Origin of the sequence: Tsuneonella flava, assembly GCF_002870965.1 — a bacterium.
Taxonomy (GTDB): Bacteria; Pseudomonadota; Alphaproteobacteria; order Sphingomonadales; family Sphingomonadaceae; genus Tsuneonella; species Tsuneonella flava.
Map to the genome: position 1 here is coordinate 44,612 of NZ_PHSO01000005.1, position 19,156 is coordinate 63,767.

The following is a 19,156-nucleotide window of genomic DNA, read 5'->3' on the forward strand; positions in this document are numbered from 1 at the left end:
ATGTTAGCCAGTTCAGCGCAATTCCTCGCGCCGGACTTTTCTTACCAGATCTTGAGCCGCTGTTCCGGCGGGAGGTAAAGTGCGTCACCCGGCTTCACGTTGAACGCCTTGTACCAGGCATCCATGTTGCGAACGATCCCGTTCACCCGGTACTCTTCCGGGCTGTGCGGGTCGGTGCGAATCCGCATCCGTGCGGCATCTTCACGCTGCTGCGAACGCCATACCTGTGCCCATGCGAGGAAGAAACGCTGATCGCCGGTCAGACCGTCGATTACCGGCGCTTCCTTGCCGTTCAGCGCCAACTTGTAAGCACGGTAAGCCAGGCTCAATCCGCCCAGATCGCCGATGTTTTCACCCAGCGTGAAGCGGCCGTTCACACATGTCTTGCCATCGTCGAGCGGGCAGAACTTGTCGTACTGTTCGACCAGCTTGTTGCCCAGCTTGTCGAAAGCCGCGCGGTCCGCAGCAGTCCACCAGTTGCGGAGTGCGCCGGTGCCATCGCTCTTCGCACCCTGATCGTCGAACCCGTGGCTCATTTCATGGCCGATCACCGCACCGATCCCGCCATAATTGACCGCCAGATCGGCTGTCGCATTGAAGAACGGGGGCTGCAGAATACCAGCCGGGAACACGACCTCGTTCATGCTGGGGTTGTAGTAGGCGTTGACCGTTTCCGGCAGCATACCCCACTCGGTGCGATCGATCGGGCCACCCAGCTTCGACAAGTCGTGGTTCCATTCCCAGGCACTGGCCGCAACGCGGTTAGCGATGGGATTGTCCGGCGTCATCGTCAGGCCTTTGTAAACTTCCAGATTGTCGCGGTAACCGATCTTGGGCGTAAAGGCATCGAGCTTGGCAATCGCTTCCTTCTTGGTAGCGGCGCCCATCCAGCCATTCGACTTGATCGATTCCGCCAGAGCAATCCGCAGATTGGCGACCAGCTTGTCCATCGCCACTTTGTTCGCAGGCGGGAAGTACTTCTCGACATAGGCCTTGCCGACCAATTCACCGACGAGACTTTCGGTTTCATCGATCGCGCGCTTCCACCGGGGACGCTGCTCAGGCGTACCCGACAGAGTCTTGCCGTAGAATTCGAAGTTCGCCGCATCGATGTCTGACGGCAGGACAGAGGCATTGCTGGAAATGAACCGCGCGATGGTCCACGCCTGCAGCGTCGAAACCGGCACTTCGCTCAACAGCTTGAACATGCCCGGCACACCGCTGCCGATCGACTGAACCTGTTGCGGGGTGAGGCCCAGCTCCTTGGCGCGTTCGGGCGAAGGCGGCAGGTAGGCGACATTGAATTTCGTCGCTTTGTCCAGGCCCGATGTCTGCATGAATGCGGCCAGCGGGAAGTCGCCCGCCAGCGCGGCAAGCTGTTCTGGCGTTTCGGCATTATAGGTCAGGTCGCGATTGCGGCGCGCAGTGCGATCCCACGATACGTCGCGGGCAATCACATCTTCCAGGCTGTACACGGCCTCAGCCGCCGCCTTGGGGTCGGCATATCCAGCCTTACCGAGAATAAACGCGAGATAATCGCGATACTTCTGCTGGATCTCCTTACCCTTCTCGCTTGTGTCGAGATAGTAGTCGCGATCGGGCAGGCCCAGTCCGCCGTTGTAAATTCCCACGAGGTACTGATCGGGCTGCTTGGAATCGACCATCACACCGCCGCCGAAGGGCGCGGGATAGCCCGGCTTGCCCCATAGCGCGGCCAGTTTGGGCAAAGTGTCGGCACCGATGATCGCCGTCAGGTAAGGTTGGGCGTGGCTCAAGCCCGCAGCGTTGATCGCCTGCGTATCGATGAAGGCGTTGTACACATCGACTACACGGGCATCGCTGCTGTCGGGCGCGGGGTTGGATGCGACCATTGTATCGACCACGTTCTTCACGTCTTTGGTCGAACCTTCACGCAGCAGGTTGAACGCCCCGAAGCGCGAAAACTCTGCTGGCAACGGATTGGCTTCGAGCCATTTCTCGTTCGCGTAAGCGAAGAAGTCGTCGCCCGGTTTCACATCATGATCGATGTAGGCAGGGTCGAAACCCCAGGTGCCGAAACTCATTGTCGGCAGTTTGTCTTCATCTGCGGCGGCATCCTTGGCAGGTGCGGGCTTTGCGGCGGCGGCAGGCGCCGGATCGGCAGCAGATGCAGGAGCGGCAAGCGCCAACGCAAATGCGCTGGCACCGGCGGCGATAGCGGTCTTGATGGTCATGAAAGTCCCTTCTTGATCCGTTCGAGGCGCGAATAAAGAAGCCCGATACGGGCGCGCCCGGAATGGCCTTGTCTGTGCGCCGCCCACGGGTAACCCGTCAAGCAACGCCAATACGTTCGTCGGCTGCATTAACCGCTTTGTAGATTAACCCGCCTGAGGCTCGACTGAACGCAGGTGCTTGCTGGCTTCAGGCCATTTCTCCGGTGCCAAACTGCAACCGGGCAAGCCGCGCGTACAGACCGCCCGCTACCGCCAGTTCGGCATGGGTGCCCTGCTCCACAATGCGCCCGTCTTCCATCACCACGATCCGGTCGGCAGCGCGGACAGTGGCGAGGCGGTGAGCGATGACCAGCGTGGTGCGGTGTTGCATCAGCCGGTCGAGCGCGTCCTGCACCAACCGTTCGCTTTCCGCGTCGAGCGCGCTGGTCGCTTCGTCGAGCAACAGGATCGGCGCATCGCGCAGTATGGCGCGGGCAATCGCGATCCGCTGGCGCTGTCCCCCCGATAGCTGCGTTCCATTCTCGCCGAGGAACGTATCCAGTCCCTGTGGCAGATCGCGCAGGAATGCTTCTGCATTGGCCGCCCGCGCCGCTTCCCAGATCGCTTCGTCGCTTGCGTCCCATGCGCCATAACGCAAGTTGTCGCGGGCATTGGCGGAAAACAACACGCCTTCCTGTGGAACCAACGCGATACGCTGGCGAATTTCCGCCGGATCGGCGCTGATCAGCGGCACTCCATCGAGCCGGATCGTGCCCGCCTGAGGATCGTAAAACCGTTCCGCCAACTGGAAGATCGTCGATTTTCCCGCGCCCGACGGGCCAACGATGGCCACGGTTTCGCCGGGCTGCACCTCCAGCGTAAAATCGTGCAGTGCAGCGGTGTCCAGCCGCGTGGGATAACGGAAACTGACATTGCGGAACGACAGGTTGCCACGCGCGGGCACTGGCAGTGCCTCTGGCCGGGCAGGCGCGGCGATTGTCGGCTGTTCATCGAGCAATTCGGCCAGTCGACTGGCTGCCCCCGCGCCACGCAATAAATCGCCATAAACTTCGGTCAGCGATCCGAATGCGCCCGCGACCAGACCGGCGGTGATAACCACCGCGGCAATCGTACCGCCGGATATTTCGCCGCTCGCCACGCCGACGGCCCCGCGCCACATCAGCGCAGTGATCGCGCCGAAGATCAGCAGGATAACAATCGCCGTCATCGCTGCACGGATCAGGATGCGGCGCTTGGCCGTGGTGAAGGTGCTTTCCACTGCGCCGGTAAACCGTTCCCGCTCACGCGTTTCCTGATTGAACGCCTGCACGATCTTCATCGCGCCGAGCACTTCGGTCACCATCGCTCCGATATCGGCCACCCGGTCCTGACTCGACCGCGAAACTGTACGCAACCGACGGCCGAAATACGTGATCGGGATCACGATGGCGGGGATCACCAGCATCATCCACATCGTCAGCGTCGGCACCAGCCAGAACAGGTACGCAGTGCCGCCAATCGCCATCAGCGTGTTCCGCAGAGCGACCGAAACGGTCGTGCCCACAACCTGCTCGATCAGCGTGGTATCGCTGGTCATCCGGCTGGAGATTTCCTTGGGGCTGTTCTCTTCGTAAAAACCCGGCGCAAGGCGCAACAGGTTCTGCTGCACGCGCAGGCGGATATCGGCCACCACCCGTTCGCCCAGCCACGAAACAAAATAGAACCGTGCCGCTGTACCCAGCGCCAGTACGCACACGATCATCATCAGATAGCGGAACCAGCGCGCGATATCGTCAGGGTTTCCTCCCGCGGAAAAGCCCCGGTCGATAATCAGCTTGAACCCGGCCGGTATCGCCAGAGTCGCGCTCGCCGTAATCACCAGAGCGATCAAGGCCAGCGTCACGCGACCGGGATACACCAGCGCCTGCTGCCAGATCATCAGCAGCGGGCGAATGCTCTTCGCCGCCTGTGGATCGCGCTCCTTGCGGCGGCGGCCCCGCTTGCGGCGGGTGGGAGCGGCGGTTTCGTCTTCCAGCGGAGTGTCGTCCATCGGGGCCGCACATAAGCCTGCCTTGCGGCGAAATCCACTGGTACGCTCGACATTTGGCGCCAGCCTCCCATATTGTGCATTGCACAATGAAACGAACGCGGGCACCATACCTCCCGTTCGGGAATAAGCGCCAAAGGCGCGACAACAACGCCGCACGGCAGGAGAATACCAATGCTCTATCACGCACACGAGATGCAACGGGCATGGCTGAACGGAGCCAGCGCATGGGCTTCGATCGCTTCGGAAATGTTGGGAAATCCCGCCAATCCGATGGGTTATTTCGGGTTAGGCCCCACTGCGGCGAGCGCATTGGAAGTGTTCGCTCACGCTACGCAGTCACGTGGCAAACCCGAATTCGGGATCGATGCGGTCAATGTCGACGGGCAACCCCACGCAGTGATCGAATCGATCGTGCTGAACAAACCGTTTGGCGATCTTCTCCGCTTTACCCACGACGGGCTGGACGATTCTTCGCCCAAAGTTCTGATCGTCGCTCCGATGAGCGGCCATTATGCCACACTGCTGCGCGGCACCGTCGAACGGATGCTCGAACATAGCGAAGTGTACATCACCGACTGGGCCGATGCGAAGATGGTCTCCATGCGCGAAGGCAGCTTCGACCTGGACGATTATATCGATTATATCATCGATTTCCTCGAATATATCGGGCCAGGCGCCAATGTGATCGCCGTGTGCCAGCCTTCGGTGCCCGCGCTTGCAGCCACGGCCGTGATGAATGCTGCGAAAAACCCGGCGACCCCTGCGACGCTGACGATGATGGGCGGCCCGATCGACACCCGTTGTTCGCCCACCACGGTCAACGATCTGGCGATGGAGCGGCCCATCGAATGGTTCCGCCAGACAGTGATCGCCACCGTGCCGATGCAGTATCCGGGGCACGGGCGGCGGGTCTATCCCGGCTTCATGCAGCTCGCCAGTTTCATGAGCATGAACCTCGGCAGCCACATGATGAGCCATTACGAGATGTTCAAACATCTCACCGCAGGCGACGATGCCAGCGCCGATCTGACCAAGGCATTCTACGACGAATACCGTTCGGTGTGCGACATGACCGCCGAATTCTATCTCCAGACGGTGGAGGAAGTGTTCCAGAAGCATTCGCTGCCCAACGGAACATTCGTCCATCGCGGCAAGCCGGTCGATCTCGGCGCGATCAACCAGACCGCGTTGCTGGCGGTCGAGGGCGAACGAGACGATATTTCAGGCATCGGCCAGACCAAGGCTGCGCTCGATCTGGCCACGGGCCTCGCCAAATCGAAGAAGCTGTATCTGCTGGCCGAAGGGGCCGGACACTATGGCATCTTCAACGGCAGCCGCTGGCGCACCAAAATCGCGCCAGTGGTCGAAGAATTCATCGCTAAGCACGCCGCGAAGGGTAAGGCGCGACTCAAGCAAGTCGCCTGACGTGCTAGCCTGCGCCCGCGTCGAAATCTCTGGCGCGCACCCGGGCCGGTACCGGCTCGCCCCGCCCCTTGCGACCGAGTAACTTGCGGATCACCCTTCGCGCCATCAGCGTAAGGTAAACTGCCAGCACCAGCAGCGCCACTGCGACGACAGCAGCAATCGCTGGGAAAGCATAGACCAGCACCAGCGAGCCACCGATCACCACATCTTCGGCTAGCGAAGCGGCAAGATTGCTGACCGGTTCGGGGCTGGCGTTGATAACCGCGCGCGTACCCGCCTTGCTGGCATGGCTGGCCAGCGCCCCGGCGCCCCCCAGTATGAACGCGATCACTTGCGTGTTTGGATCGGAAGGATCGACGATCGCCAGCGCCAGCATCGCACCGCCAATCGGACGGACAAGCGTGTGCACTGCATCCCATGCGCTGTCGAGCCAGGCAATCTTGTCTGTCAGCAGTTCGATCAAAGCGGCCAGCGCAGCCACACCCATAACCCACGGATTGGCCAGCACATCCAGCGCGGCGAGATGTTCGGGCAACGGTAACGGACCCCAGCGCATCGCCGCACCGGTGGCGAAGATGCACAGATACAGGCGCCATCCGGCCAGCAGGCTGACCGATCCGGCAATGCCCAGAATCTCGATAATCCCCATCGGCCCCTTCCCCCTCTTGCGGCTGCCTAGAATTTCGCCGGTGCGTCCATGCGATCCTGAATGCTACGCCGGAACCACACAAATTGCACGGCCTAGAACCAGCCTGCAGCGCGCAGTTCCTCCACCATGCTACGGGCAACAGGCACTTCGCGCCCGTCTGTCAGTTGCAAGCGGATCGCCCGCCCGTGTCTGATTGTGCCGCTGACAGCCCGGCGCGCCACCCACCAGCCACGGTGGACCCGCGCCCCGTCGATCCCGCGCAGCGCCTCTGTCGCATCGCCCATCCGCATCAGGATCAACGCATCGCCCCTGTCGGTGTGGACCCTCAGATAATGATCTTCGTTTTCTAGATAGAGCACATCCTCCCCCAAGGCAGGAGGCAGCTTGTCGAAAACCAGACGCGCCGGATCGGGCGATGGCGCTTCTTCGCGCGCGGGCGAGGTCGCTGAAGGCACTGTGGCGGCAGGCTGTATGTTATGATCCGCATGGGTGGGCGATGCGCTCTCCCCCGCCACACGCCTGTTTCGCCGCAACAATACCTGCAACGTAGTAACTATCCCGCCCACCAGCACGACATTGGAATAAAGTACAGCCAGCCTACCAAGCCGCATCTCGCCAAGCTGCCAGCCATAGAGCGTACCCGCAACGATCAGCGTCGTCGGAAACGACGCCAGCATCGTAGCAAGCGCAAGCCCCAGCCAGAGCGGCAAACCGGTGCGTTCGGACAAGGCGATCCCGCCCGCCACGACCGGGCGGAAACAGAGATATCCGCCAATCGCAAACACCAGCCACACGAACAGGCGCGTGCCGAACGGCATGGCGTCCATTCCGAACGGAGCCAGCAGCGCCATCGCCAGCGCGGCAACCGCCATCAGCGCGATTTCGCGGGCCAGCTTGCCCTTATTCAACTGAATACCTGCTCCGTTCATGCTTCGCGAGATGTACAGCCTGCGCCGCGGAAGGCCAGCCTGCGAAATGCGGGTCGCGTTCGTGCAATCGCGATTGCCCGCCAACGGGCGAGTGGCATTTCCAGTGCCATCGAAACCATCGGATGCACGAAGGAATTGCCATGACACCCTCTCCCGCCCCTACGCATTCCAGCCGCACTGCCGGTGCAGAGGCCGCCATGCCCGGTCGTTCCGCACAGGCTGTGCGCTGGGGCGCGATGGTCGTCATTGCCGGGATGAGCGTTGCATGCGCCGTTGCGATCGCCCGTCTGGCCGCCGCCCCCTACCGAGTGACGATTGCCCCGCACATCCCGCACCTTTGGCTGACCATTCATCTGGTCTGTGCTGTCCCCGCGATCCCATTGGGCGGCTGGATCCTGTTGAGCCGCAAGGGTGATCGGCGCCACAAAATGCTGGGCCGGATCTGGGGCATCATGATGCTGGGTGCGGCGCTATCGAGCTTCGCGCTGACCGGATTGCTGGGCGGAAGCTTCAGCCCGATCCATGCGCTGTCGATCCTCACGCTGGTGACCATCCCGCGGGCGGTGTGGAACATTCGCCGCGGTAATGTACGCGCTCACAAACGTTCGATGGTCACTCTTTACATCAGTCTGCTGGTGGCCGCCGGGTTTGCATTCCTACCCGGCCGCCTGATGGGCGACTGGCTGATAGGCTGACCGCCTTCACCAAAAAACGCAGCGCCACCGGGCGGGCCAGGGCGCTGCGCGTATTACATTGCTGTTGGTGACCTCAGAGGACTTCGAACAGGCCCGCTGCACCCATACCGCCGCCGACGCACATCGTCACCACGACATACTTTTCGCCGCGACGTTTGCCTTCGCGAATGGCGTGGCCAACGCAGCGCGCGCCAGTCATTCCATAGGGATGGCCAATGGAGATCGAACCGCCGTTGACGTTGAGCTTCGCACCGTCGATGCCGAGCTTGTCCTGACAGTAAAGCACCTGCACTGCGAAGGCTTCGTTCAGTTCCCACACGCCGATATCGTCGATCTTCAGGCCAAACCGATCGAGCAGCTTGGGAATAGCATATACCGGACCGATGCCCATTTCATCAGGCTCCGTCCCGGCGACAGCCATGCCGACATAACGCGCCATCGGGGTCAGGCCCTTTTTGGCTGCAACACCGGCTTCCATCACCACGACCGCCGCAGAACCGTCGCTGAGCTGGCTGGCATTACCGGCCGTGATCGAACCGCCGGGGATCACCGGCTGAAGGCTGGAAAGCCCTTCCAGCGTGGTCGACGGGCGATTGCCTTCGTCCTGCTTCAGCGTGATTTCCTTGTCGGAAATTTCGCCGGTTTCCTTGTTCTGCACCTTCATCGTGCGGGTCACTTCGACGATTTCGTCGTCGAAAATGCCGGCCTGCTGCGCGGCAGCGGTGCGCTGCTGGCTGGACAGCGCGTATTCGTCCTGCCGTTCGCGGCTGATGTTGTAACGGTTGGCGACCGTTTCCGCGGTCTGCAACATCGGCATGTAAACAGCGCCGTGCATCGCCAGCAATTCGGGGTCGGGCATCACCCGCATTTCAGGCGTCTGCACCAGACTGATCGATTCCTGCCCACCGGCAGCAACGATGTCCATCCGGTCCATCACCACCTGTTTGGCTGCAGTGGCGATAGTCATCAGGCCACTGGAGCACTGGCGATCGATGGTCATGCCCGAAACGGAAACCGGGCACCCGGCGCGCAGTGCGACCTGGCGGCCGATATTGCCTGCCTGTGCGCCCTGCTGCAACGCAGAACCCCAGATGACATCGTCGATTTCGCCCGCTTCGATACCGGCACGTTCGATGGCCGGGGCGAGCGAAAGGGCGCCGAGCGTGGCGCCCGGAGTGGCGTTGAACGCACCGCGATAGGCCTTGCCGATCGGGGTACGGGCGGTGGATACGATCACTGCATCACGTGACATGGAGTATTCCTTATGTTGCGAAGTGCGGGTTTCCTGATCCTGACAACAGATCAGGCAAATGAGTTTCGCGCGCCCGATCGCCCGTGGGCACAGGCGCGCAGACGGATCAGACGAAGATCTGGGTGATCCATTCGCAGATCAGAGCGGGCTTTTCCTCGCCTTCGATCTCGATGGTGATTTCAGCGGTCTGCTGCCACTGGCCGGGCCGTTTTTCGACCATTTCCACCAGTTTCCAGATGCCGCGAATGCGCTTGCCGGAACGAACGGGGTTGATGAACCGCGTTTTGTTGCCGCCATAGTTGATGCCCATTTTCACGCCGTCGATCTGCGGCATATCCGAATTGGCACCAAGATAGGGGATCATCGACAGCGTCAGGAACCCATGCGCGATCGTGCCCCCGAACGGAGTCATCTTCGCCATATCCGGATTGACGTGGATAAACTGATGATCGCCGGTCGCATCGGCAAATTTGTCGATCCGGTCCTGGCCAATTTCGACCCATTCGCTGGTCGCGATGGTTTCGCCGACTTTCGCCTGGATTTCCTGCGGGGACATGCGCCTCTCCTCTTTTCGAAGCCGTGGTATGTTGGCGGCTTCATAGGCGCATGACTGGCCCTAACGCAACGCGCCTGCCTGTGCCGCTACGGCATTCTGGCCTGCACGGGCACGCCGCCGCCGCTGGGCAGCGCGGGGCGATTCGGGTTTCTGCGAATCGGTGCGCTTGCAATACGTCCACAACGCGCACTGCACCCCCACCAGCGTGAGGATAAACGGCTGATAGGCAATTCCCTGAAACAGCGAGCCGAGCAGATAGATCGCCTGCCCGAACTGCAGCGCCACAGCCAGCGGCGCCTGCCACGCTTCATGCTCTGCCGTTCGCCCGCGCCAGCGCCGCCGGATGCGTTCCATCTGCCACAGGCCGAGCGCGTGAATCCACAGCCACAGGGTAATGCCGGGATACCCCTGTTCCCCCAGCATTTCGAACACCGCCGAGTGATAGGCGCGGCCCTTGTCGGTCACGGTCGTCATCCGCACCGATTCGCCGGTGCCATCGTCGACTCTTTGCGGCATCCGATATGTAAAAGAATTGCCACGATAGGCATCGAACCCACCACCCAACGGGTGTTCAGCGGCATAGTCGATCGTCCACTGCCACACCGCCAGTCGGGTGGACGCGGATTCATCTTCCTTGTGATCCTCGATGGTGTTCATCCGGTCCCAGTAGCTTTGCGGCACGAACGGCAATGCCGCCATGCCCAGCAGGCCAGCCCCGACGATATAGAGAAACCGCCGCTTGGTATCGCGCAGCATCAGTATGCCAAGCAGCGCGATGCAAAGCAGGCCGGTGCGCGCCTGCGTTCCGATGGGCATCAGCAGGCAGGAAAAAATCAGCGCCGCGGCAAATGTTTTCACCCGCCAGTCAGGCCGGAAGATCGTTCCGTATTTCACCAGCCACAGGATCGTAGGGATGATAGCGATGGCAACGGTGGAGATGGTCGAGCTTTCGTACATCCCCGAATTGTCGTTCACGAACAGCGACAACACGCCATATCCGCCGCCGCCGGTTGCGGTTTTCATCCCGCCGTCGATGATGATCGCTCCGGCTGTCAGGACCATCGTCAACAGCACCGCTTCGAATCGCAGGCGTGTCGTCAGAGTCAGCGGCACGAATATCGCGAACAGCAACGCCTTCCACACCCAGCTCCACTTGTGCGCGGCCTCCGCCGGGAAGTCGGCCCCGAATGTCGTGAACGCACAATAGGCCAGCAGCGCCACCAGCAGCCACTGGCGAAATGCGAACTGCGCGCCTTTCTTGTTATCGACCAGCAGCCATCCGCCGAACGCGGCGCAGAACGCAATCAGCGACACCGGCAGCGCCGCGACGAAGCGCCAGCCAATCGTCTGCGGCGCCAGTGTGTCGATATAGATATAGAGCAGCACCCAGATGAAGGAGCGTTTCAGCCCCAGCACCAGAAACGCGACGATGAACAACAGCAGCGCGAGATCGGTCATGGCGCGGCGCTCTCTTCCGGCCCATCGTCTTGCGGAAGCGGCGGCGGCGGCGGATCGGCATCGAGATCGTCGCGCATCGCCAGCCGCAACCCCATCAGCAGCAGCAGACCGTGCGTAAGCGCCAGAGCGAACAGGTCGATCATGCTGCTATCAACTGCTCCCTGGACTTCACGCAATGCGGACGGGACGATTCCGGTCCATCGTCGCACCCGATAACAGCAGGCGGTTGACGTGGCGTTAAGGCTATCGTGAGATAGTCTGGCCATGACCAGAGTTCTACATGTCCTCGACCATTCGTTGCCGCTCCACAGCGGCTATACCTTCCGCACACGCGCGATCATGACCGCGCAGGCCGCCAGCGGGCTGGAGGTACGCGGGATCACCGGGCTACGGCACGAAGCGGATGGGCCACCAGCCGAAGTGGCCGACGGGTTGTTGTTCCACCGGACCACAGGCGATGCCGGTGGCCCCGTCGGGCTGCGCGAACTGCGCGAAGTCGCCCGACTGGTGGAAGCAATCGAGCGCGTGGCGCAGGATTGGCGTCCCGATGTGCTGCACGCGCATTCGCCCGCGCTGTGCGGGCTGGCCGCGCTACGCGCCGGGCGCAAACTGGGCATTCCGGTGGTGTACGAAATCCGCGCCTTCTGGGAAGATGCCGCTGTCGGCAACGGCACCGGGCGCGCCGGATCGGTGAAATACCGGCTGACACGAGCGATGGAAAACCGCGTTGTCGGTGAGGCCGACGCCGTGTTCACGATCTGCAACGGTTTGCGCGACGATCTGATCGCGCGCGGTTTCGACGGTGGGCGGATCGGCATTTCGCCCAACGGCGTGGACCTGTCGCTGTTCGGCGATCCCCCCGCGCGTGACGACGCACTGGCCGCCGAGCTGGGCATCCCTGCCGGGGCGCCGGTGATCGGCTTCATTGGCAGTTTTTACGATTACGAAGGGCTGGACGATCTGATCGCGGCCATGCCGCGCCTGCGCCAGCGCCACAGCGATGCCCGCCTGTTGCTGGTCGGCGGCGGGCCGATGGATGCGGCATTGCACGCGCAAGCCGCCGCATCGCCCGCGGCCGATGCGATCGTGTTTACCGGGCGCGTACCGCATAGCGAAGTCGAACGGTACTATTCGCTGATCGATATCCTTGCCTATCCGCGCAAGGCCAGCCGCCTGACCGATCTGGTCACACCGCTCAAGCCGCTGGAGGCGATGGCACAGGGCCGGATCGTCGCCGCGAGCGATGTCGGCGGACATCGCGAACTGATCGACGATGGCGAAACCGGCACTCTGTTTGCGCCCGACAATCCCGCCGCCTGTGCCGACGCACTGGCCGATCTGATCGATGCGCGCGAGGGATGGGAATGCCAGCGCAAGCGTGCCCGCGCCATCGTAGCCGAACGGCACGACTGGGCGCGCAACGTCCATCGTTATCAAGTCGTTTACCATCATCTGTTAGGCACAGCGGTTGATGAGGGGCTGAGTGCTGCCGCCTGAGGCGCGAACGCACATCGAACAGCTCGTAAACATGGGGTAAACGAGTGCAACCCACGAACAAGAAGCAAGCGGCTAAACCGCCGGTCAGCGCCCACCCGGCGTTTCCCGTTATCGTGGCGCTGTGGTTCTGCGCCCTGTTCGGCATTGGCAGCATGGTTCTGCCGGCGGCATTGCTCGAAAAAGTCGTCGCGTCGACGGGCATTTCCGTCGTCATTCCTGCAGCTGCACCGCCACTGGGTATGACCGCGCGCATTCTGATCGCGCTGGCGGCAGCGGGCATCGGTGTTGTCGCGGGCCTGTTCGTTGCTCGCAAGGTTGCCGCTTCGCAAGGCAACACCACTCCGGCCCGCAGCCGTTCGATCGCGTCAGGCCCGGAAGAGAAAGCCGAGAGCACCGCCGATCCTCTTTCGACCAAGAAACCCATTTCCGCGCATGAAGAACTGGGGAGTGACCGGTTCGACGCTCCATTCGACGATGATGAAAATGAGGTGATGTCAGTCGCGCATAACGCGGAGAGCGATGCCGAGAGCGACTCGCTCCGCTTTCACACTGTTCTGCAAAGCGATGAAGTGCATGACGATGCGCTCGAACTGGCGGCCTTTGCCGAAGGCGGGGAGGAAATCGCCGCAGACGAATATGGCATTCCGCTCGCGGGGCCGCAGGCTCCCATCGCGCATGCCTCAATCGCCGGGTCAGACGAAGAACCCGCGCCGTTGGCAAATGAGAAGGAAGCGATGGCCGACCATATCGAAACTGCGCCGTTTGCAACCACCGACGCAAACGGCCTGCCAGCCTCTGCACAAGCGGAACAGGCGCCTGCCACACATCCTGCCGACAACATTCTCAACCGACCGGTGGAGGAGCTGTCGATTGCCGGACTGGTAGAACGGTTCGCGCATGCGCTGGAAACCCACCGCGCATCGGTCGCGGCGCAGGCGAATGCCGCGCCCGCACCGCAATATTCCGACCAGACGCCCGATTCCGCGCACGAAACACGCCCATCGACCGCCCATCGCGAATCAGTGCCTGCAGCCCCGCCGCCGCCGTATGTGCCAAGCGCACTGCGCCCCATCGCCATCGATGACGACGACGAAGGGTTTGGTGACGAGCATATTTCCGATTTCGATCCGACCTCTGCTCTTACCTGCCCGACATATTCTGCGGGGCATACGACAGATTATTCTGCCAGCAATCGGGCCGCCGAACACGTTCCGTTCACTCTCACGCGCGATTCGTTTGCAGAACCGGCAAATGTAGCCAACAGCGATTATGACGGCTGCGAAAGCAACGATGAATATTCATCGTTACTGACGATGAAGAGCCCGTTCACTCTGCCGCGCGAACCAGCGCAGGTCTATGACGAGGACGACCGCGAAGCCAGTGACAGCAAGCCGACAGCGGCCTTCCCCGGCCAAAGCGACCGGCAGACACGAACCGCTGACAATAGCATCGCGCATCTGGCTGACGGGCTCGATACCATTGCCCAACATAGTGATTTCAACCCTGCAACAGCGGTCCGCCATCATGACGCCGCTGAAACCGAGCGGCGCCTGCGCGAAGCGCTGGAGAAACTGCAGAGAATGAGCGGGGCCGCCTGAGCCAGCCCTGCCGCCCGCATGTAACCCCCCGTGGGTAAAGCCGGACTTTAGCCGACTCAATCGCCTTCGCGGTTGCAATAATTCGATCCTGTCTGCATTGATCAGACTTGCGATAACTTTGCTGCGCGAAAACGCGCTGCGAATCGCGCTTCATTGCCGCGAACGCCGCTTTCCTGCGGACAGCGGCCAGTGACAGGACAGGAATTGAATGGGTTATCCAACGCCTCAGGGCCTCTACGATCCGCGCAACGAACACGATGCCTGTGGCGTCGGGATGCTCGCCCATATCAAGGGCAAGAAAACGCACGAAATCGTGACCCGGGCGCTGGAAATTCTGGCGAATCTCGATCATCGCGGCGCAGTCGGCGCCGATCCGCTGCTGGGCGATGGCGCGGGCATTCTGATCCAGATTCCCGATCCGATCTTCCGCAAATGGGCCGACGCCGCAGGGCACGATCTGCCGCAGCCGGGCGATTATGCCGTCGCCATGTGCATGATGCCGCAGGATGAAGCCGCGCGCGCATTCGTGGTCGACAAGTTCGAAAAATTCGTCGGCAAGGAAGGGCAGCGACTGGTCGGCTGGCGCGATGTTCCCGTCACGCTCGACGGGCTGGGCAAGGCAGTGATCGAATCGATGCCGGTGATGCGCCAGTGCGTGATCGCCCGCGGCCCCGCCTGCGAAGATCAGGACGCGTTCGAACGCAAGCTGATCGTGATCCGCAAGCAGGTGCAGAACCCGCTGAAAAAACTGGCGATCAAGCACAACCTGCCCGATCTGACAGACCTGTATATCCCCAGCTTTTCCAGCCGCACGATCGTGTACAAGGGGCTGTTGCTGGCAACGCAGGTCGGCAGTTTCTACGACGATCTGCGCGATCCCGACTGCGTTTCGGCACTGGGGCTGGTTCACCAGCGGTTTTCGACCAACACTTTCCCCAGCTGGCGTCTGGCCCACCCCTATCGCTTCATGGCGCATAACGGTGAGATCAACACCGTTCGCGGCAATGTGAACTGGATGACCGCCCGCCGCCGGACGATGGAATCGCCGCTGCTGGGGGCCGACCTCGACAAGTTGTGGCCGATCATCCCACACGGGCAATCGGACACCGCCTGCCTCGACAATGCGTTGGAACTGCTACTGCTCGGCGGATATTCGCTGGCCCATGCGATGATGATGCTGATCCCCGAAGCGTGGGCCAAGAATCCGATGATGGACCCGCAGCGGCGCGCATTTTACGAATATCACGCCGCACTGATGGAACCGTGGGACGGGCCGGCGGCGGTGTGTTTCACCGATGGCCGCCAGATCGGCGCAACGCTCGACCGTAACGGCCTGCGCCCCGCGCGCTATTGCGTGACGAAGGACGATTATATCTGCCTGTCGTCCGAAAGCGGGGTTTTGCCGTTCGCGGAGGAGGATATCGTCCGCAAATGGCGCTTGCAGCCGGGCAAGATGCTGCTGGTCGATCTGGAACAGGGCCGCATCGTCGAAGATGCGGAAGTGAAGGCCGAACTGTCCGCTGCCGAACCATATGCCAAATGGCTCGACGCGGCACAGTACAAGCTGGCCGATCTCGATCATATCGAACCCGAACTGAGCGATGTGCCAGAAGACGCCAGCGATCTGATCCAGCGTCAGCAGGCGTTCGGCTACACGCAGGAAGATGTCGGCAAGTTTCTGGAGCCGATGGCCGCCAATGGCGACGATCCGATCGGTTCGATGGGTACCGATACGCCGCTGGCCGTGCTGTCGCAGCGCCCGCGCCTGCTCTACGATTATTTCAAACAGAACTTCGCTCAGGTCACCAATCCGCCGATCGATCCGATCCGCGAAGAACTGGTGATGAGCCTGCTGTCGATGATCGGCCCGCGCCCCAATCTGCTGGGCCACGAAGCCGGTACGCACAAGCGACTGGAAGTCGAACAGCCGATCCTGACCAACGAAGATCTGGCCAAGATCCGCTCGGTCGAGGCGGCGCTCGATGGCGCATTCCGCTGCGCCACGATCGACATCACCTGGGACGCCGCCAGCGGGGCCGAAGGTATCGAACTGGCGATCAAGGAAATGTGCTGGGCCGCCACCGAAGCGGTGCTGCAGGACCATAACATCCTCGTGCTGTCCGACCGCGCTCAGGGGCCGGACCGGGTGCCGATGCCCGCGCTGCTGGCTACCTCCGCTGTCCATCACCATCTGGTGCGGCAGGGCTTGCGGATGCAGACCGGGCTGGTGATCGAAACCGGCGAAGCGCGCGAAGTGCATCATTTCTGCGTGCTGGCCGGCTATGGCGCCGAAGCGATCAACCCGTATGTCGCCTTCGAAACGCTCGAACAGATCCGCAGCGAGAAGCTGCCGCATATCGATGCCGCGCAGGTTCAGAAAAACTATATCAAGGGCGTCAACAAGGGCATGCTCAAGGTCATGTCCAAGATGGGCATTTCGACCTACCAGTCCTATTGCGGCGCGCAGATTTTCGATGCGGTCGGCCTGTCGAGCAAATTCATCGACGATTACTTCTCCGGCACTGCGACCACTATCGAAGGGGTCGGGGTGAAAGAAATCGCGGAGGAGGCGGTGCGTCGCCATGCGATCGCTTACGGCGACAACCCTATTTACGAACACATGCTCGACGTGGGCGGAATCTACCAGTTCCGTATGCGCGGCGAAGAGCATGCGTGGACCCCGGAAAGCGTGGCCGATCTGCAGCATGCGGTGCGCGGCAATTCGCAGGATCGCTACGACGCGTTCGCCCGGTCGATCAACGATCAGAACGAACGCCTGCTGACAATCCGCGGGCTGATGGAATTCCGCAACGCCGATCAGGCCATCCCGCTGGATGAAGTCGAACCGGCGAGCGAAATCGTTAAACGGTTCGCCACCGGCGCGATGAGCTATGGCTCGATCAGCTGGGAAGCGCACACCACTCTGGCGCTGGCGATGAACCGCATCGGCGGCAAATCGAACACCGGCGAAGGCGGTGAAGACCCGCGCCGGTTCGTGCCGCTCGACAATGGCGACACGATGCGTTCGTCGATCAAGCAGGTCGCCAGCGGGCGGTTTGGCGTCACCACCGAATATCTCGCCAATGCCGACGATATCCAGATCAAGATGGCGCAAGGGGCGAAGCCCGGCGAAGGCGGGCAGTTGCCCGGCCACAAGGTCGACAAGATCATCGGCAAGACGCGCCATGCCACCCCCGGCGTGGGCCTGATCAGCCCGCCGCCGCACCACGACATCTATTCGATCGAAGACCTCGCGCAATTGATTCACGATCTGAAGAACGTGAACGGCGACGCGCGGATTTCGGTGAAGCTGGTGAGCGAAGTGGGCGTCGGCACGGTCGCGGCGGGCGTATCCAAGTGCAAGGCCGACCACGTGACCATTTCGGGTTACGATGGCGGCACGGGCGCTTCGCCGCTGACCAGCCTGACCCATGCTGGCGGCCCGTGGGAAATCGGCCTGGCCGAAACCCAGCAGACCCTGCTGCTCAACAACCTGCGTACCCGCATCGCGGTGCAGGTCGATGGCGGACTGCGGACCGGGCGCGACGTGGCCATCGGCGCGTTGCTGGGTGCGGACGAATTCGGCTTTGCCACTGCGCCGCTGATCGCCGCAGGGTGTATCATGATGCGTAAATGCCATCTCAACACCTGCCCGGTGGGCGTGGCCACGCAAGACCCCGAACTGCGTAAGCGGTTCAACGGGCAGCCCGAACACGTCATCAACTATTTCTTCTTCGTGGCGGAAGAGCTGCGCCGGATCATGGCCGATCTCGGCTTCCGCACCGTCCGCGAAATGGTCGGGCGGGTGGACAAGCTCGATATGCGCCGCGCGCTGCGCCACTGGAAGGCGAACGGTGTCGACCTCAGCCGGGTTCTGCAACAGGTGCCGCTGGGCGACAGCGAAGAGCTGTTCTGGTGCCAGACGCAGGATCACAAGCTGGACGAAGCGCTCGATCGCAAGCTGATCGAAATCGTTCAACCCGCTATCGATAAAGGCCAGACGGTCGCTGCGGACCTCGCGATCAAGAACGTCAACCGCTCTGTCGGGGCGATGCTTTCGGGCCATATCGCGAAGGCGAAAGGGCACGCCGGGCTGGCACCCGATCAGGTGAAGCTGAACTTCACCGGAGTCGCCGGGCAAAGCTTCGGCGCATGGCTGGCGCACGGGGTCACGCTGGAACTGACCGGCGATGCCAACGACTATGTCGGCAAGGGCCTGTCGGGCGGGCGCATCGTCGTGCGCCAGCCGGACACTGTCAATCGCGATCCGGGCGAGAACATCATCGTCGGCAACACCGTGCTGTATGGCGCGATTGCAGGCGAAGCGTTCTTCAACGGCGTCGCGGGCGAACGCTTTGCGGTGCGAAATTCGGGCGCGGTCGCAGTGGTCGAAGGGACCGGCGATCATGGCTGCGAATATATGACCGGTGGCGTGGTCTGCGTGCTGGGCAAAACCGGGCGCAATTTTGCCGCGGGGATGAGCGGCGGCATCGCCTATGTCTATGACGAGGATGGCGAATTCGCTCAGCTCTGTAATCCGGCGCAAGTCGATCTGGAGAAGATCGATCCCGCCCGAGACGAGGAAGACGGCACCGGCCGCCCGCAACAGCGCGCGCGTAATGTCGAAGACACCGGCATGGGCGACATGTTGCGCCACGATGCCGAACGTCTGCGAATACTGGTCGAACGCCATCACCTGCACACCGACAGCGCAAAGGCCAGGGCATTGCTCGACGATTGGGACAATGCGCTTGGCAAATTCGTGAAAGTAATGCCCCGCGATTATCGCCGCGCGCTTAAGCAGCTCGAAGCCGAGCGCGAGGAAGCCGCGATGGAAGCGGCGGAATAGGGGTCG

Annotated in this window: 13 protein-coding genes; 5 read left to right on the forward strand and 8 right to left on the reverse strand. The window is 62.0% G+C overall.

Going from position 1 to position 19,156, the window contains the following annotated elements:
* Window positions 1-41: 41 nt before the first annotated feature.
* Window positions 42-2,213 carry a M13 family metallopeptidase gene (locus CV013_RS07300; RefSeq protein ID WP_102154631.1) on the reverse strand — a complete coding sequence of 724 codons (2,172 nt, stop codon included), beginning with the start codon at window positions 2,211-2,213 and terminating at the stop codon, window positions 42-44.
* A gap of 187 nt (window positions 2,214-2,400) precedes the next feature.
* Window positions 2,401-4,242: an ABC transporter transmembrane domain-containing protein gene (locus CV013_RS07305; protein ID WP_102154632.1), complete on the reverse strand. Its 1,842-nt coding sequence runs from the start codon at window positions 4,240-4,242 to the stop codon at window positions 2,401-2,403.
* Between the two features lie 171 nt (window positions 4,243-4,413).
* Between CV013_RS07305 and CV013_RS07310 the strand changes: the two genes are divergently transcribed.
* Window positions 4,414-5,667 carry a polyhydroxyalkanoate depolymerase gene (locus tag CV013_RS07310; RefSeq protein WP_102154633.1) on the forward strand — a complete coding sequence of 418 codons (1,254 nt, stop codon included), beginning with the start codon at window positions 4,414-4,416 and terminating at the stop codon, window positions 5,665-5,667.
* A 4-nt stretch (window positions 5,668-5,671) separates the two neighbouring features.
* Here CV013_RS07310 and CV013_RS07315 read toward each other — a convergent pair whose 3' ends face one another.
* Both CV013_RS07315 and CV013_RS07320 read right to left on the reverse strand, forming a co-directional pair.
* Complete coding sequence (locus CV013_RS07315; RefSeq protein WP_102154634.1) at window positions 5,672-6,316, reverse strand: DUF4126 domain-containing protein; 645 nt, start codon at window positions 6,314-6,316, stop codon at window positions 5,672-5,674.
* 92 nt (window positions 6,317-6,408) lie between these two features.
* Entirely contained in the window at window positions 6,409-7,245 is an 837-nt protein-coding gene (locus CV013_RS07320) for a LytTR family DNA-binding domain-containing protein (protein WP_123639888.1), read from the reverse strand.
* A 140-nt stretch (window positions 7,246-7,385) separates the two neighbouring features.
* Here CV013_RS07320 and CV013_RS07325 point away from each other — a divergent pair, with 140 nt between their 5' ends.
* Window positions 7,386-7,940, forward strand: coding sequence for a DUF2306 domain-containing protein (locus tag CV013_RS07325; RefSeq protein WP_157935741.1), 555 nt, complete (start codon window positions 7,386-7,388; stop codon window positions 7,938-7,940).
* A 73-nt stretch (window positions 7,941-8,013) separates the two neighbouring features.
* On the opposite strand, the gene CV013_RS07330 is transcribed toward CV013_RS07325, so the two are convergent.
* The 4 genes from CV013_RS07330 to CV013_RS15680 form a co-directional block, all read right to left on the reverse strand.
* On the reverse strand, window positions 8,014-9,192 hold the full coding sequence (locus CV013_RS07330; RefSeq protein WP_102154637.1) for an acetyl-CoA C-acyltransferase: 1,179 nt from the start codon (window positions 9,190-9,192) through the stop codon (window positions 8,014-8,016).
* Between the two features lie 106 nt (window positions 9,193-9,298).
* Window positions 9,299-9,748: a MaoC family dehydratase gene (locus CV013_RS07335; protein ID WP_102154638.1), complete on the reverse strand. Its 450-nt coding sequence runs from the start codon at window positions 9,746-9,748 to the stop codon at window positions 9,299-9,301.
* 60 nt (window positions 9,749-9,808) lie between these two features.
* Window positions 9,809-11,206, reverse strand: coding sequence for a DUF5935 domain-containing protein (locus tag CV013_RS07340; protein WP_102154639.1), 1,398 nt, complete (start codon window positions 11,204-11,206; stop codon window positions 9,809-9,811).
* Window positions 11,203-11,349 (reverse strand): hypothetical protein, encoded by a 147-nt coding sequence (locus tag CV013_RS15680; RefSeq protein ID WP_190276451.1) that lies wholly within the window; start codon window positions 11,347-11,349, stop codon window positions 11,203-11,205. The genes CV013_RS07340 and CV013_RS15680 overlap by 4 nt, the downstream gene beginning before the upstream one ends.
* Window positions 11,350-11,470: 121 nt before the next feature.
* Here CV013_RS15680 and CV013_RS07345 point away from each other — a divergent pair, with 121 nt between their 5' ends.
* The 3 genes from CV013_RS07345 (at window position 11,471) to gltB (ending at window position 19,150) form a co-directional block, all read left to right on the forward strand.
* Window positions 11,471-12,703 carry a TIGR04063 family PEP-CTERM/XrtA system glycosyltransferase gene (locus CV013_RS07345; RefSeq protein ID WP_102154640.1) on the forward strand — a complete coding sequence of 411 codons (1,233 nt, stop codon included), beginning with the start codon at window positions 11,471-11,473 and terminating at the stop codon, window positions 12,701-12,703.
* 44 nt (window positions 12,704-12,747) lie between these two features.
* Entirely contained in the window at window positions 12,748-14,301 is a 1,554-nt protein-coding gene (locus CV013_RS07350) for a hypothetical protein (protein ID WP_102154641.1), read from the forward strand.
* Between the two features lie 208 nt (window positions 14,302-14,509).
* On the forward strand, window positions 14,510-19,150 hold the full coding sequence (gene gltB / locus CV013_RS07355; protein ID WP_102154642.1) for a glutamate synthase large subunit: 4,641 nt from the start codon (window positions 14,510-14,512) through the stop codon (window positions 19,148-19,150).
* The last annotated feature ends 6 nt before the right edge of the window (window positions 19,151-19,156 follow it).

Coding starts and splice junctions, on each gene's coding strand:
- CV013_RS07310 (WP_102154633.1), top strand. CDS start 4,414: ATGCTCTATCACGCACACGAGATGCAACGGGCATGGCTGAACGGAGCC.
- CV013_RS07335 (WP_102154638.1), bottom strand. CDS start 9,748: ATGTCCCCGCAGGAAATCCAGGCGAAAGTCGGCGAAACCATCGCGACC.
- CV013_RS07305 (WP_102154632.1), bottom strand. CDS start 4,242: ATGGACGACACTCCGCTGGAAGACGAAACCGCCGCTCCCACCCGCCGC.
- CV013_RS07315 (WP_102154634.1), bottom strand. CDS start 6,316: ATGGGGATTATCGAGATTCTGGGCATTGCCGGATCGGTCAGCCTGCTG.
- CV013_RS07330 (WP_102154637.1), bottom strand. CDS start 9,192: ATGTCACGTGATGCAGTGATCGTATCCACCGCCCGTACCCCGATCGGC.
- CV013_RS07320 (WP_123639888.1), bottom strand. CDS start 7,245: ATGAACGGAGCAGGTATTCAGTTGAATAAGGGCAAGCTGGCCCGCGAA.
- gltB (WP_102154642.1), top strand. CDS start 14,510: ATGGGTTATCCAACGCCTCAGGGCCTCTACGATCCGCGCAACGAACAC.
- CV013_RS07325 (WP_157935741.1), top strand. CDS start 7,386: ATGACACCCTCTCCCGCCCCTACGCATTCCAGCCGCACTGCCGGTGCA.
- CV013_RS07340 (WP_102154639.1), bottom strand. CDS start 11,206: ATGACCGATCTCGCGCTGCTGTTGTTCATCGTCGCGTTTCTGGTGCTG.
- CV013_RS07300 (WP_102154631.1), bottom strand. CDS start 2,213: ATGACCATCAAGACCGCTATCGCCGCCGGTGCCAGCGCATTTGCGTTG.
- CV013_RS15680 (WP_190276451.1), bottom strand. CDS start 11,349: ATGATCGACCTGTTCGCTCTGGCGCTTACGCACGGTCTGCTGCTGCTG.
- CV013_RS07345 (WP_102154640.1), top strand. CDS start 11,471: ATGACCAGAGTTCTACATGTCCTCGACCATTCGTTGCCGCTCCACAGC.